Raw genomic sequence first — 15,385 nt, forward strand, 5'->3', positions numbered from 1 at the left:
CTGTTTCAGATAGAACAGATTGCTGGAAGCGAACGACAGAGATGAATGCGCTTGCAATTTTCGTGCCTGCGGCAGACCGGTAAAGCGAGGCAGGATCGTTAGCGGAAATTTCGCTCGCGGCGTAATTGGTGGCATTTGTGCTCGTGGTCGCGTAGTGGGAAAACATGAACGGGAGGCCTCGATTTCCTGGAGGGGAGTCGAGGCTTTTGTATGTTTAAAATTGTACATTTCATGAACATCTGGCTAAACGGCGACTAATACTCGAAACACGCGGCAAATGGGGCGCAACCTTTTATAGGCAGCTATCGTCTAAATTGTCGTCGTATATTGGTATCCTGAAACAGACAGAAGAGGAGAAGAAACAACACATGAGACGTATGAAACAGGAACTGGCCTTATTGCTGGTTTTCACACTATTGCTCGGGACGTTTGGCTTCAGCGCATCGGCTGCTGACAAGAAGGAATCTTCGGTATCGTCAGGGACGACGTACGTGCTGCTGTACTTAAATAAAGCGGAAGCGTTCTTGAACGGGGAGCAGGTCACGCTCGACGCCCCGGCAACGATTATCAAGGATAAAATGTTCGTTCCGGCGAAATTTCTGGGCGATGCGTTCGGCATGAAAGTCGAATGGAACGAGCAGACGCGGATGATCGAGATGGAGACGCCGAACGCGCAAATTTTGCTCGACAGCGATAACAAATCCGTCTGGATCAACGGTTATTGGATGCGCTTTGAGGACGCGGCGGCGATCGTGAACGGCCGCTTGATGGTCAAACTCACTTGGCTGGCGGATTACATGGGCGCCCGTTATACATACAACGACGAGCTTAAACGCGTCGAAGTGTTATATGTGAAGACGCCGCAAGGCATCTATATCCCGGATACCGGCAACTCCAAGCCGGTAGCCAAGTTCAGCTTCGGCAAGTCGGTCTACAAGATCGGAGAGCCGATCAAATACGTCGATTTGAGCTACGATCCCGATGCCGAGGGCATTGCGAAGTTCGACTGGAAGGGCCGCCAGGAAGCGATCTTCACGCCGGGCACCTATCCGGTGACCTTGACGGTAGAGGACATTCACGGGAACCGGAGCGAGCCCTACACGCGCTATCTGGTTATCGGCAAGGAGACCTATCTGAATGAGGTGGAGTATCCGATTTACCGCAGCCCGGTAGGCTCGTTCATCAAGACGAACTGGTCCGTACTGTGGAGCAATTTCCACGAGCTGCCGGAGCTGCCGAAGCAAGTGACGGAAGACAAATCGCGCAAGCTGCTTGTCAGCGACAGTCCCGAGACGTTCGAGCAGCAAGGGATTTTGTATCAGGATACGATCGAAGGCAAGGGTCGCCTGTACGCAGACCATATTAACGGTACGAACGAAAAAGTGACGATGGCGATACTCGCCAAAAATATGACGGATAAGCCGGTCACCGTCAGAACGACGAACAAAGGCGAAGTATGGCCTTCCGTATATGCGAACCTGATCGGAAACGAAGCGACAGTTGACTTCCTGCTCGGCGACCCGCTGAACGAGAAGCTGACGATTCCGCCGAATCAAACGTTCGTCTATAAACAAATGCCGGACTTCTATCCGGGTCAAGGCGTGAACCTGTTCTATGACGTCGAAACGGACGGACTGGTGCAGTTTTCGTTCATCGCCTCCAGCCAGATCTCGCAAAACTCGCTGACGTTACCGCTGCTTCCGTTCAACGGACACGTGCGCGGCTCGTTCCCGGTGTCCGAGGTGCAGTGGAACATCGACGCGACCACCTTCACGAGCCCGTCAAGGCTGATCGTCGGGGACGGGAAGATCGATCCGTTCCAGCCGGGCTACGATACGATTCGGATGCAGCAGGTGAACAATGACGGCAATTATGGGGTTGTGTACAAAATTCACGCCGATAAGCCGCGCAAAATGGCGGTTATGATTTTGCCAAAGGGCGGTGTCTTTAAAGGTCCGTTCAAAATCAACGGCGAAATTCGCCTTGTGCCGGAATCCGGCGTCATCACGGCGTTTGACGGCATGCAGATTCTGGCTAAAACGACGGGGACGGAAGAAGCGCTCGATATCGAGTTCAGCCCGCCGGCCGGTTCGGCGTTCCCCATCGATTTAATCTTCTACCCGCTCGACGAGCGTGAAACCAAGTAACGAACGAAGCCTCCCGGTTCTTTAGCGGAATCGGGAGGTTTTTTGTGCGAATGGCGGGATGCCCGAAGCCTTAAGCACGATGGAGTGAGCGCGTCTTGATGTCAGCCGTCAGTCAACCGTCATCGAAACGTTATTCGATCCCGCGTAACCTTCGCGTCTCCTGAACCGTTATAGAAAACGAGCAGGTCAATTTTTGGAAACCAAGCAGGGGGGCGCAGGTAACATGGGAATCGGACGGCATGCTCCGGAAAATTGGATGAGAGTGACAGGTTGGAGCTTATTTGCAATAGGTACGCTGTTTATACCTTATGTTCCCTGGTATATCTTGGGCGGCATCCGCGAGGAAGAAATCGGATGGTGGGGGTTCTTCGCCGTCATCGGCGGGCTTGTCGTCGGAGTCTGTACGCGGATGTACCGACTGGGCTCGCTTCCGGTGAAACGAGGCCTGCTGCTGCTTGGTATCGTCGGCATGGCTTTCGTCGTCTTGGGGCAGGTGCCCGCCTTGTTCAGCTGGCTGATGTACGGGGGCAGCTTCGTACGCCATTGGATGCCGTGGGAACGGATCGGGTTCGGGCTTGGCATGCTGCTGCACATCTGGCTGGCGGTCACGGCGTTAATGACGGCGGTCGTATCAGGCTATGCATTAACCGGCCGGATGGAGCCGGAGCTGCGGCTGAGGGCGAGGGAGGGTGCGATTTATTTCGCTCTACTCGCGGCAGTTATCGGGGGGTGGTGGGGCTGGGACCGCTATCAAAGCTCGCATTGGATCGCGCAAACGGTTCCGGCGGACGGAAGCTTGGAGGTTCCCCGCGATAGCGAGGTGCGGGTTGTGTGGAAGGGCCGGCACGACAGCATGGGCATGCGCGTTCGTTACGCAGATTCGCCGGATACACCGGTCCCGGGAGAGACCGCGGGTTCCGGCGGCGGTATGAGCTACAGGCCGGAGGGCGGCTTTGCTCCCGGAGCGCGTGTGCAGATCACCGTAGAGGCGGGGCGGCGTACGCATACGTTCACGTTCACTACGGCGTCGGAATAACCCTGCCGTCTGGCGATATGACAACAGCCCTGACCCCGCGGCAGGAGAGCCGTAGAGTCAGGGCTGTTACAGGTTTGGTTTAGATCCGCTCGATGACGTTGTCGATCAAGCCGTAGTTTTTCGCTTCTTCCGCGGACATGAAGTTGTCGCGGTCGGTGTCCTTCTCGATCCGCTCGAACGATTGTCCCGTGCGCTCCGCAAGGATCGTGTTCAACTTGTCGCGCATCTTCAGAATGCGCTTCGCGCGAATTTCGATGTCGCTCGCTTGGCCTTCCGCACCGCCGAGCGGCTGGTGGATCATGACTTCGCTGTTCGGCAGCGCATAGCGCTTGCCTTTGGCGCCTGCCGCCAGCAGGAATGCACCCATCGAAGCGGCCATACCGACGCAGATCGTCGAAACGTCCGGCTTAATGAACTGCATCGTGTCATAAATCGCCATCCCCGAAGTGATCGAGCCGCCGGGACTGTTGATATACAGGCTAATGTCTTTGTCCGGGTCTTGTGCGGCCAGGAAAAGCAGTTGCGCGATGATCGAATTGGCTACAACGTCGTTGATTCCGCTACCGAGAAAAATAATCCGGTCCTTAAGCAGGCGCGAATAAATGTCATATGCGCGTTCCCCTCTTGCATCCGGTTCGACAACCATAGGAATAAAACTCATGTGCTGCAGCCTCCTTTTATAATTAAACTATATCCATCATAGCGGAAATTCAAACAAAGGTCAAGAAAGGTCAAACAAAGAGTAAAAAAAACAGCCATCACGTGAAGTTAGGGCTGATTGTCGTTAGTATAGATGGCGCGCCCGTAAGGAATCGAACCTTAATCTCAGGCTCCGGAGGCCTACGTCATATCCATTGGACCACGGGCGCGTATGATGTTGTGCAAGTCACAAAGAGTGACAGCAAAATTTATTATAAGACATTCTCCAATGAATTGCAAGTCAAAGTTGATGTCTTTTTTTAGGCGGATATCTACTTGAATGTGGAATCAAATTGAATTATAATGGGAACATCTAAGTGAGAAGCTTAGTTCTTTTTTTGGGTCATGTGGGACTGAAAATGTATCACCGGGACAAAAAGAGTCCCAACAGAGAGCGATGTGAGATTCGAGGCCATGCGAGATATTCTGGATATTCAGAAGCAGCTTCTGCCCGACCTGCTCGAAACGATGAAAAAACGGTACACGATTCTGCAGCACATTCTTATTTCGGGAGTCGTCGGACGCCGTACGCTGGCGGTTTCGATCGGATCGACCGAGCGGGTGCTGCGCGGTGAAGTCGATTTTCTCAAAGAACAGGGCTTGCTTCAGATCGATGCTTCGGGGATGCGAATCACCGATGCGGGCCGCGTTCTGCTCGAGAAGATCGAGCCGCTGGTCAAAGACGTATTCGGATTGACGGAGTGGGAAGAGCTCATTCGCGACCGATTCGGCTTGAAGCAGGTGGTGATCGTGCCGGGGGATTCGGAAGTTTCGCCGCATGCGAAGAAGGAACTGGGCCGCGCCGGCGCTTTGGTGGTGCGAAAGCTGGTTAAAGAAGATGAAGTCATCGCCGTTACGGGTGGCTCAACGATGGCGCAGGTGGCCGATCAGTTGAATGCTACGGCGTCGATGAAGAGCTGCTGGTTCGTCCCCGCACGAGGCGGACTTGGCGAAAGCGTGGAACTGCAGGCCAACACGGTGGCGGCTACGATGGCCAAGAAGGCCGGCGCCCGATACCGGCTGCTGCACGTGCCGGACCACTTGAATGAAGAGGCCTACCAATCGTTGATGCAGGACGATCATATCGCCGAGATCATTCAGTTCATCCGCCGGGCAAGGATGGTCGTACACGGCATGGGAGATGCTATGGTCATGGCAAGACGCCGGAAGGTCGATCCGGAAACGACGAGCAGTTTGCAGCGCGAAGGAGCGCTCGCGGAGGCATTCGGCTACTACTTCGACCGAAGCGGCCGCATTTTGCACAAGATGCCTACGGTAGGTCTTCGCATCGAAGACATTCACGAGATGGATACGGTCATCGGCATCGCGGGCGGGAAGAGCAAGGGCGAGGCGATCGTCGCCGTTCTCCGCCACGGTCACGAGGATGTGCTCGTTACGGATGAGGCTGCCGCCGCTGAAATCGTAAGAAGCTTGACATCTTGACGGGTTTATACCTGTCTTGACATATATAAAAAGAAACCATATTTTAGGAGGAACTTTCTCATGGCAACGAAAATTGGTATTAACGGATTTGGACGTATCGGACGTAACGTGTTCCGCGCAGCGCTGAATAACCCTGAAGTTGAAGTCGTAGCCATCAACGACTTGACGGATGTTAAAACATTGGCTCACTTGCTGAAATATGACACGACGCACGGCAAATTGGACGCTACGGTGGAGTCGACGGAAGGCGCATTGATCGTGAACGGCAGAACGGTTAAAGTCTTTGCCGAGCGCAACCCGGAAAATCTGCCATGGGGAGCTAACGGTGTTGAAATCGTCGTTGAATCCACCGGTATTTTCACAGCTAAAGAGAAAGCCGAGCTTCACTTGAAAGGCGGCGCGAAGAAAGTTATCATCTCCGCACCTGCTACGAACGAAGACATCACGATCGTGCTTGGCGTTAACGAAGATAAATACGATCCTGCTGCACATACGATTATCTCCAACGCATCCTGCACAACGAACTGCTTGGCGCCATTTGCGAAAGTATTGAACGACACGTTCGGTATCGTAAAAGGGATGATGACGACGGTTCACTCCTACACGAACGATCAATCCGTGCTCGACCTGCCGCACAAAGACTTGCGCCGTGCACGTGCAGCTGCCGAGAACATCATTCCGTCCACGACCGGTGCAGCGAAAGCCGTTTCCCTCGTATTGCCTGAGCTGAAAGGCAAATTGAACGGTATGGCTATGCGCGTGCCAACACCTAACGTTTCCGTAACGGACCTCGTAGTTGAAGTCAGCAAAAACGTAACGGTTGATGAAGTTAACGCAGCTTTGAGAGAAGCGGCTAACGGCCCGCTGAAAGGTATCTTGAACTACACCGAAGAGCCGCTCGTATCCAGCGACTTCAACGGCGACCCTGCTTCCTCGACAATCGATGCGTTGTCCACGATGGTTGTCGGCGACAACATGGTGAAAGTTGTTTCCTGGTACGATAACGAGTGGGGCTACTCCAACCGCGTCGTGGATCTCGTTAGCTTCATCGCGAAAAAAGGTCTGTAAGATCGCTTGAAACCCATTGTGGTGATGAACTGAAACTCAAGTTCGACCAATAGCGCAGGGACGGCATTTGTCCGCTTCCGGCAAGCCGGTATCGGTTTGCACGGGAGCGGGCCAACGCGGAGTTCCCTAGCGGGAGGTGCGGGCGAGACGCAGATCATGACCACAATTTTTGTGTGCGGGTAAATGTGCCTAATTTGTGAACAGATAGGGAAAATTCGGATAGAGAGCGAAAATTAAAGAGAGAATGCGGGAAAGAATATCGAGTAATCAATCGGGAGGCGACGAGAAATGAACAAGAAAAGCGTGCGTGACGTCGAAGTTAGCGGAAAACGGGTATTTGTGCGGGTGGATTTCAACGTACCGCTGGAGAACGGCCACATTACCGACGATACGCGGATTCGTGAAACTTTGCCGACCATCAAGTATTTGACCGAGCGCGGCGCGAAAGTGATTCTGGCGAGCCACTTGGGCCGTCCGAAGGGACAAGTTGTGGAGGAGCTGCGCTTAACGCCAGCGGCCGCTCGTTTGTCCGAGCTGCTCGGCAAGCCGGTTTTGAAAGCGGATGAAGCGATCGGCGACGCGGTCAAAGCGCAAGTCGCAGCGTTGAACGACGGCGACGTGCTGCTGCTTGAGAATGTTCGTTTCTACGCCGGTGAAGAGAAGAACGATCCGGAGCTGGCCAAGTCGTTTGCGGAGCTGGCCGACCTGTATGTGAACGACGCGTTCGGTGCTGCTCACCGCGCTCATGCTTCGACCGAAGGCATCGCGCATCACTTGCCGGCCGTTTCCGGCCTTCTGATGGAGAAGGAGCTTGATGTGCTCGGGAAAGCGTTGAACAATCCGGAGCGTCCTTTCACTGCGATCGTCGGAGGCGCGAAAGTCAAAGACAAGATCGACGTCATCAACAATCTGCTGAACATTGCCGACAACATCATTATCGGCGGCGGCTTGTCCTACACGTTCCTGAAGGCGCTTGGCAACGAGATCGGCAAATCGCTCGTCGATAACGAGAAGATTGATCTGGCGCTCAGCTTCATCAACAAAGCGAAGGAAAAAGGCGTGAACTTCCTGCTGCCGGACGACATCGTGGTCACCGACGAATTCAGCCCTACAGCGAACACGCGAATCGTATCGATCAGCGAAATTCCGGCGGACTGGGAAGGCATCGACATCGGGCCGAAAACGCGCGAGAAATATGCCAAGGTGATTGCCGAGTCCAAGCTGGTCGTGTGGAACGGACCGATGGGCGTATTCGAAATTGAACCGTTCTCGCACGGAACGCGTGCCGTGGCGGAAGCTTGCGCGACGACGAGCGCTTACACCGTTATCGGCGGCGGCGATTCGGCGGCGGCGGCCGAGAAGTTCCAATTGGCAGACAAGATGGATCATATCTCGACCGGCGGCGGCGCATCCCTCGAGTTTATGGAAGGCAAGGCGCTTCCGGGCGTCGTGGCTTTGAACGATAAGGAATAGCTTACGATAAGCAGATGAAGCTGCTTAAGGCAAATTTGGAAAGGGGCTCGGACATCGATGCGGAAACCGATTATTGCAGGCAACTGGAAAATGTTCAAAACGGTAAGCGAAGCCGTAGCATTCGTTAACGAGGTTAAAGGCAAAGCGGAGGTAGACGGCGTGGAGAGCGTCATTTGCGCTCCCTTCACGAACCTTCCGGCGTTGGTCGAAGCCGTGAAAGGCACGACGCTGAAAGTCGGCGCACAAAACCTGCACTTTGAAGACAACGGCGCTTACACGGGCGAAATCAGCGGCGTTATGCTGAAAGACCTCGGCGTAGATTACGTTATCATCGGGCACTCCGAGCGCCGCGCTTACTTCGCGGAAACTGACGAGACGGTGAACAAGAAGGTGCATGCCGCGTTCAAGCACGGCTTGACGCCGATCGTGTGCGTAGGCGAGAAGCTCGAAGAGCGCGAAGCCGGTCAAACGAAAGACGTGTGCAAAGTGCAAACGGAAGCGGCTTTCGCCGGTCTGAGCGCGGAGCAAGCAGCTCAAGTTGTGATCGCATACGAGCCGATCTGGGCGATCGGAACGGGCAAATCTTCTACGGCGGCCGATGCGCAGGACGTGATCGGTTACATCCGCGGCCTGGTCGAAGGTCTGTACGGCGCGGAAACGGCGGCAGCGGTTCGGATTCAATACGGCGGCAGCGTGAAGCCGAACAACATCGCCGAGTACATGAACGAAGCCGATATCGACGGTGCGCTCGTGGGCGGCGCCAGCTTGGAGCCGGCCTCTTACATCGCGCTGGTTGAGGGGGCCAAGTAAAATGGCCAGACCGAAACCGGTAGCGCTCATTATTTTGGATGGCTTCGGCCTGCGCGGCGACGTGCAGGGCAATGCTGTTGCCCAAGCGAAGAAGCCGAACTACGATCGGTATTGGAACCAATTCCCGCACACGACCTTGACGGCGTGCGGGGAAGCGGTCGGCCTGCCCGAGGGTCAGATGGGCAACTCGGAAGTCGGCCATTTGAACATTGGCGCGGGACGGATTGTGTACCAGGATTTGACCCGGATCTCCAAATCGATTCGCGACGGCGAGTTTTACGATAATGAAACGATTCTCGGCGCGATTCGTCACGCCAAGCAGAACGGCAAGAAGCTGCATCTTTACGGCTTGCTCTCCGACGGCGGCGTGCATAGCCATATCGCACACTTGTTCGCTTTGCTCGAAGCCTGCAAGAAAGAGCAGCTGGACGATGTGTACATTCATGCGTTTCTGGACGGCCGCGACGTAGCCCCGGACAGCGCCGCAAAGTACATGGAGCAGCTGCTTGCCAAAATCGCCGAGCTCGGCGTCGGCCGCATCGCGACCGTACAAGGCCGCTATTATGCGATGGACCGTGACAAGCGCTGGGAGCGGACAGAGAAGTCGTACCGTGCGATGGTATACGGCGACGGTCCGAAGTATGAAGATCCGATGAGAGCGATCACGGAATCGTACGAGCGTTCGGTGTTTGACGAATTCGTCATGCCGACGGTCATCGTGAAGCCGGACGGTACGCCGGTCGGACTCGTCGAATCCGGCGATGCGGTCGTGTTCTTCAATTTCCGCCCGGACCGGGCGATTCAATTGTCGCAAGTATTCACCAACAGCGATTTCCGCGGCTTCGACCGCGGCGATAAAGCGCCGACGGATCTGCACTACGTCTGCTTGACGCTGTTCAGCGAGACGGTCGGCGGTTACGTGGCGTATAAGCCGAAAAATCTCGACAATACGCTCGGCGAAGTGCTCGTACAGAACAACCTGAAGCAGCTTCGCATCGCCGAGACGGAGAAGTATCCGCACGTGACGTTCTTCTTTAGCGGCGGCCGGGATGTCGAGCTTCCGGGGGAAACCCGCATTCTGATCAAGTCGCCGGCGGTCGCCACCTACGACCTGAAGCCGGAGATGAGCGCTTACGAAGTCGCGGCGGCAGCGGTCGCCGAGATTGAAGCGGAGCGGCAGGACGTCATCATCTTGAACTTTGCCAATCCGGACATGGTCGGGCACTCGGGCCTGCTGGAGCCGACGGTGAAAGCGATCGAAGCGACAGACGATTGCCTCGGTCAAGTGGTCGAAGCGATTCTCGCCAAAGGCGGCGTTGCGCTGATTACGGCCGACCACGGCAACGCCGATGTCGTCACGAATCCGGACGGCTCGCGCAATACGGCGCACACGACGAATCCGGTGCCTTTCATTGTGACGGATAGTCATGTTACACTAAGGGACGATGGCATTTTGGCAGATATTGCCCCAACGGTCTTGGCGATTCTCGGCGTAGCGAAGCCGGAGGAAATGACCGGAACTTCGCTGATTGCTCAGCGTGTTTAATGACGCCGAAGCTTGATTAAAAATGATAAGGAGTGTTTAGAATCATGACAGTAATTTCTAATGTGTACGCTCGTGAAGTGCTTGACTCCCGCGGTAACCCGACGGTTGAAGTGGACGTGTATCTGGAGTCCGGCGCGCGCGGCCGCGCAATCGTTCCATCCGGCGCTTCTACCGGCGCTTACGAAGCTGTAGAGCTTCGCGACGGCGACAAATCCCGTTACCTTGGTAAAGGCGTGCTGAAAGCCGTTGAGAACGTGAACGACATCATCGCTCCGGAAATCATCGGCATGAACGCTTTGGACCAAGTTGGCATCGACCAGCGCATGATCCAGCTTGACGGCACTCCGAACAAAGGCAAGCTGGGCGCGAACGCGATCCTCGCGGTATCGATGGCGGTTGCCCGCGCAGCTGCCGAAGCTTTGGACATTCCTTTGTACGTTTACCTCGGCGGATTCAACGCGAAGACGCTCCCGGTTCCGATGATGAACATCATCAACGGCGGCGCGCATGCCGACAACAACGTAGACGTGCAAGAGTTCATGGTCTTGCCGGTAGGCGCTCCTACGTTTAAAGAAGCGCTTCGCACAGGCGCTGAAATCTTCCACAGCCTGAAATCGGTTCTGAAAGAAAAAGGCCTGAACACTGCTGTCGGCGACGAAGGCGGCTTCGCTCCGAACCTGGGTTCGAACGAAGAAGCGATTCAAACGATCATCACGGCGATCGAACGCGCAGGCTACAAGCCGGGCGTTGACGTATTCCTCGGCATGGACGTCGCTTCCACCGAGTTCTTTAAAGACGGCAAATACCACCTCGAAGGCGAAGGCAAATCCTTCACGTCCGCCGAGTGGGTCGATTTCTTGGCTGCTTGGGTCGACAAATACCCGATCATCACGATCGAAGACGGCTGCTCCGAAGACGACTGGGATGGCTGGAAGCTTCTGACCGAGAAGCTGGGCTCCAAAGTTCAGCTCGTCGGCGACGATCTGTTCGTGACAAACACCGAGCGTCTGTCCCAAGGTATTGAGAAAGGCATCGGTAACTCCATCCTGATCAAAGTGAACCAAATCGGTTCCTTGACCGAAACGTTCGACGCGATCGAAATGGCGAAGCGCGCCGGCTACACGGCGGTTATTTCCCACCGTTCCGGCGAAAGCGAAGACAGCACGATTGCCGACATCGCGGCAGCGACGAACGCAGGCCAAATCAAAACCGGTGCGCCTTCCCGTACGGACCGCGTAGCGAAATACAACCAATTGCTCCGCATCGAGGATCAATTGGCCGACGTCGCTCAATACGCAGGCAAATCCGCGTTCTATAACTTGAAAAACTTCAAATAATATATATAAATAAACTGTCAGGGAGAAGAGGTTTTGGACTTGGAGCTTTGCCGTCAGGCGAAGAGTAGTGTATGCACCGGAGAGTTTACGTGCCGCCTTTAAAAACGCATGATACCCACAGCTTATTTCAATCCAATCATCCGTTTTTAACAAAGGCCGGAGGGCATACAGCTGCTCGCAGCCGACAGGAGGCAACGCCTAGCCTCAACCTTGTTCACCTGACCAACCCCCGGAGGGAATCTTATGAGTAATCTGATAAAGACTGTACTGTTTCTTGTGGTATCGGCTTTTCTTACGCATTTGATTCCCTTCAGCGATTTTTTCCGCAATCTGGATACTATGATCCACGAATTCGGTCACGCCGTCGTCACGCTGGCGCTGTCCGGCAAGGTGATGTACATCGAGCTGTACGCCAACCACAGCGGCGTTACGTATTCGCAGGTATCGAGCAGATGGAGCTTAATTCCGATCTCGCTCGCGGGGTATGCGACGGCTTCGCTGTTTGCGCTATTGTTGTTCCGGCTCCGGTCGCGGGATAAAGAGCGCCTCGGGCTGCAGGTAATGACACTGCTTGCGGTGCTGTCTCTGGTGCTGTTCGTTCGGAATCCGGCCGGTATTTCGTGGCTGATCGGGTTCATCATTCTGAACGTGATCGTGCTGGCTATCGCTCCGCGATGGTTGCGGGATCTGTACTACTTGCTGCTGGCGTTCCTGACGCTGGAGGAATCGGTTTTCGGGCCGCTTTCGCTCATTATGTACGCGTGGAACGATCCGATGCGAGCAGGGGACGCCTCCAACTTGAGCGCGGTGACGCCGTTCCCGGCGATCGGCTGGGCCGTGCTGTTTACCGTCTTCTCGTTATGGTGCGCGGTCAAAGCGCTGAAGCTGTTCCTCCGCGGACGATCGTCTCATCGCGAAGGGAAGCCTCGCATCCAGCAACAGTTCGAACGTTGAACCTGATAAAAATACCGTTACGCTGCACATCCGTATGGACTGGATTTGTCAGCGTATTTTTTTGTGGTATAATAAGCTTGCTGTCTATTTTCGGACAAGTTGTGATTGCTGCTCGTAGGAGGTGTGAAGATGGAAATTGCACTGAAAATTATTTTGGTGATTGCGTCGATTGGATTAATCGCGGCCGTATTGCTGCAGCCGGGCAAAAGCGCGGGATTATCCGGTGCCATCTCCGGGGGTGCGGAGCATTTGTTCGGGAAACAGAAGGCGCGCGGTCTGGAGCTGTTCTTGCAGCGTTTGACTATGGCGTTGGCCGTTGTTTTCTTTGTTTTGTCTCTGATCGTGGCGTACTTTGTAAAAACCGCTTAATCATAAAACAACGACAGCAGGGGAATATTACTCCTGCTGTTTTTTTTTCTCTCCGGACGGGTAATGAAGCGGAGGAGGCTTGAAAGATACGCTGGTCGTTCCGAGGAGCGCCGATTACATAGATAAGCATATGTCCTCGCCTTTCCGGCAGATCGCCTATTCCCCGGAATCCTCGCATGGACTGCTGCTGGACGACGAGCGGAAACGGGTTGGTGATGCATTCGGGATTTTTACTTACACTCGGTCAATACGGGCATGGGAACAAGCGGGCGGCAGGTTCCTCCACATAAATTAGAAAGAGAAGATAGGAGTGAGCGCCAATGATCACAAGAGAAGCATTGCTCGATTTTATGAAAGAAACGGCTTATAAGCCTATGACGTACCACGAGTTGGAGCAGCATTTTGAACTGGAGGATGCTCAGGCATTTAAAGAGTTCTTGAAGCTGCTGAACGATTTGGAAAATGAGGGCTTGATATTACGTACCCGGAACGATCGATACGGTATTCCGGAACGGATGAATTTACTGCGAGGCAAGCTGCAAGCGCATGCGAAAGGGTTCGGATTTCTGATCCCGGACGACCGGGAGCTTCCGGATGTGTACATTCACGCCAATGATATGGGAACCGCCATGAACGGCGACATTATTCTGGTCCGCGTCAACTCGAAGAGCGCGTCCGGCGGTCGTATGGAAGGCGAAGTCGTACGCGTAGTCAGCCGTGCCAATACGCAAATTGTCGGCTTGTTTAAGTCGTTGGAAGAGTATGCTTTCGTCATACCGGACGACAAGCGGGTCGTGCGGGATATTTTTATTCCGAAGGATGCGTTTAACGGAGCGATGGACGGGCACAAGGTCGTGGTGCGGATCGTGTCGTACCCGGAAGGCCGCGCTGCGGCACAGGGCGAAGTCATCGAAATTTTGGGGCATAAGAATGATCCGGGCATTGATATTTTGTCAATCATCCGGAAGCACGGCTTGCCGGAATCGTTTGCCGACGATGTGATGGACGAAGCGGCCGCCGCACCGGAGTCGATTACGGAGGAGGAGATCCGCAGTCAGGGACGGCGCGATCTGCGCGGCAAGCGGATTGTTACGATCGACGGCGAAGACGCCAAGGACTTGGACGATGCGGTGAACGTCGAGCGTTTGCCGAACGGCAACTACGTCCTGGGCGTTCATATCGCCGATGTGAGCTATTATGTGCGCGAGGGCTCGGCGCTTGATCAGGAGGCGTACAACCGCGGCTGCAGCGTGTATTTGGTGGACCGGGTCATTCCGATGCTGCCCCACCGGTTGTCGAACGGGATTTGCTCGTTGAATCCGCAGGTCGACCGGCTGACGATGTCCTGTGAGATGGAGTTCGATCAGGATGCGAATGTCGTCCGGCATGATATTTTCACGAGTGTGATCAAGACCAGCGAGCGAATGACGTATAAGAACGTACGTACGCTGCTTACGGAAGAAGCTCCGGAACCGGAGCTGCTCGAGAAGTACGGCTACCTGATGGACGACTTCCGGCTGATGGAAGAGCTCGCGATGAAGCTTCGGTCCAAGCGGATGCGGCGCGGCGCGATTGATTTTGATTTTCAAGAGTCGAAAATCCTGGTAGACGAGAACGGGAAGCCGACCGACATTATTAAGCGCGACCGTACGATCGCCGAGATGATCATCGAGGAGTTCATGCTGGCGGCGAATGAAACGGTGGCGGAGCATTTCTACTGGATGAAGGTGCCGTTCTTGTACCGGATTCACGAAGACCCGGACGGCGAGAAGCTGGCGCATTTCATGGAGTTTATTACGAACTTCGGGTATGTGGTGCGCGGCAAGGGCAATACGGTGCATCCGCGGGCGCTGCAGACGCTGCTGGAGGAAATCAAGGGTACGAAGGAAGAGACGGTTATCAGCACCGTGATGCTTCGTTCGATGAAGCAGGCGAAGTATGATGCCAATAGTCTGGGCCATTATGGCCTCGCGGCGGAGTTTTATTCACACTTCACTTCCCCGATCCGGCGGTACCCGGACCTGATCATCCATCGCGTCATTCGCGAGGTGCTGGAGAGCGGCGGCGTACTCAGCGACAAGCGTCACGAATACTTGGCATCGAGGATGGAAGATATCGCGCGGCAGTCGTCGGAGCGTGAGCGCGTCGCCGTAGATGCGGAACGCGAGACGGAGTCGCTGAAGAAGGCCGAGTTCATGCTCGACAAGGTCGGCGAGGAATTCGGCGGCATCATCAGCAGCGTGACCAGCTTCGGCATGTTCATCGAGCTGGACAATACCGTGGAAGGGCTTATCCGTCTGTCCGACTTAACGGACGACTACTACCACTACCACGATGCCCAGCACGCGCTGATCGGCGAGCGCACCTCGAAGATTTTCCGCCTTGGCGATGAGGTGAAGGTGCGTGTGTCGCGTGTGAACATGGATGAACGCACCATCGACTTCGAGATGGTGGACATGAAGCCGCGGCAGCAGAAGGTGAGCCTCGTTGACGCGCTGAAAGC

12 protein-coding genes and 1 tRNA gene are annotated in these 15,385 nt (G+C 55.0%); 11 read left to right on the forward strand and 2 right to left on the reverse strand.

Annotation, left to right across the window (positions count from 1 at the left end; translation table 11 throughout):
* Positions 1 to 368: 368 nt before the first annotated feature.
* Positions 369 to 2,147 carry a copper amine oxidase N-terminal domain-containing protein gene (locus JMF85_RS05725; RefSeq protein WP_141334354.1) on the forward strand — a complete coding sequence of 593 codons (1,779 nt, stop codon included), beginning with the start codon at positions 369 to 371 and terminating at the stop codon, positions 2,145 to 2,147.
* 223 nt (positions 2,148 to 2,370) lie between these two features.
* Positions 2,371 to 3,183: a hypothetical protein gene (locus JMF85_RS05730; protein WP_201317883.1), complete on the forward strand. Its 813-nt coding sequence runs from the start codon at positions 2,371 to 2,373 to the stop codon at positions 3,181 to 3,183.
* 79 nt (positions 3,184 to 3,262) lie between these two features.
* On the opposite strand, the gene clpP is transcribed toward JMF85_RS05730, so the two are convergent.
* Together clpP and JMF85_RS05740 are read right to left on the reverse strand one after the other, a co-directional pair.
* Positions 3,263 to 3,844: an ATP-dependent Clp endopeptidase proteolytic subunit ClpP gene (clpP, locus tag JMF85_RS05735; protein ID WP_127609161.1), complete on the reverse strand. Its 582-nt coding sequence runs from the start codon at positions 3,842 to 3,844 to the stop codon at positions 3,263 to 3,265.
* A 133-nt stretch (positions 3,845 to 3,977) separates the two neighbouring features.
* Positions 3,978 to 4,052 (reverse strand) — tRNA-Arg (locus JMF85_RS05740).
* Positions 4,053 to 4,296: 244 nt separating this feature from the next.
* Between JMF85_RS05740 and JMF85_RS05745 the strand changes: the two genes are divergently transcribed.
* The 9 genes from JMF85_RS05745 to rnr form a co-directional block, all read left to right on the forward strand.
* A complete protein-coding gene (locus JMF85_RS05745) occupies positions 4,297 to 5,325 on the forward strand; it encodes a sugar-binding transcriptional regulator (protein ID WP_201317884.1) in 1,029 nt (342 codons plus the stop codon).
* 60 nt (positions 5,326 to 5,385) lie between these two features.
* Positions 5,386 to 6,393, forward strand: a complete 1,008-nt coding sequence (gap, locus tag JMF85_RS05750) for a type I glyceraldehyde-3-phosphate dehydrogenase (protein WP_127609157.1) — start codon at positions 5,386 to 5,388, stop codon at positions 6,391 to 6,393.
* Between the two features lie 288 nt (positions 6,394 to 6,681).
* Positions 6,682 to 7,866 carry a phosphoglycerate kinase gene (locus tag JMF85_RS05755; RefSeq protein ID WP_155614711.1) on the forward strand — a complete coding sequence of 395 codons (1,185 nt, stop codon included), beginning with the start codon at positions 6,682 to 6,684 and terminating at the stop codon, positions 7,864 to 7,866.
* Between the two features lie 57 nt (positions 7,867 to 7,923).
* Positions 7,924 to 8,676 carry a triose-phosphate isomerase gene (gene tpiA / locus JMF85_RS05760; RefSeq protein ID WP_127609153.1) on the forward strand — a complete coding sequence of 251 codons (753 nt, stop codon included), beginning with the start codon at positions 7,924 to 7,926 and terminating at the stop codon, positions 8,674 to 8,676.
* A 1-nt stretch (position 8,677) separates the two neighbouring features.
* Complete coding sequence (gene gpmI, locus JMF85_RS05765) at positions 8,678 to 10,222, forward strand: 2,3-bisphosphoglycerate-independent phosphoglycerate mutase (protein WP_201317885.1); 1,545 nt, start codon at positions 8,678 to 8,680, stop codon at positions 10,220 to 10,222.
* 44 nt (positions 10,223 to 10,266) lie between these two features.
* Positions 10,267 to 11,559 (forward strand): phosphopyruvate hydratase, encoded by a 1,293-nt coding sequence (gene eno / locus JMF85_RS05770; RefSeq protein ID WP_054797503.1) that lies wholly within the window; start codon positions 10,267 to 10,269, stop codon positions 11,557 to 11,559.
* Positions 11,560 to 11,802: 243 nt separating this feature from the next.
* Positions 11,803 to 12,513, forward strand: coding sequence for a M50 family metallopeptidase (locus JMF85_RS05775; protein WP_155614709.1), 711 nt, complete (start codon positions 11,803 to 11,805; stop codon positions 12,511 to 12,513).
* 129 nt (positions 12,514 to 12,642) lie between these two features.
* Entirely contained in the window at positions 12,643 to 12,882 is a 240-nt protein-coding gene (gene secG / locus JMF85_RS05780; RefSeq protein ID WP_054797504.1) for a preprotein translocase subunit SecG, read from the forward strand.
* Positions 12,883 to 13,202: 320 nt separating this feature from the next.
* Positions 13,203 to 15,385 (forward strand): ribonuclease R (rnr, locus tag JMF85_RS05785; RefSeq protein WP_201317886.1); only part of this gene is annotated, 2,183 nt, incomplete at its 3' end.

The sequence above is a fragment of the Paenibacillus sp. EPM92 genome (assembly GCF_016586185.1).
GTDB classification, from domain to species: Bacteria; Bacillota; Bacilli; order Paenibacillales; family NBRC-103111; genus Paenibacillus_G; species Paenibacillus_G validus.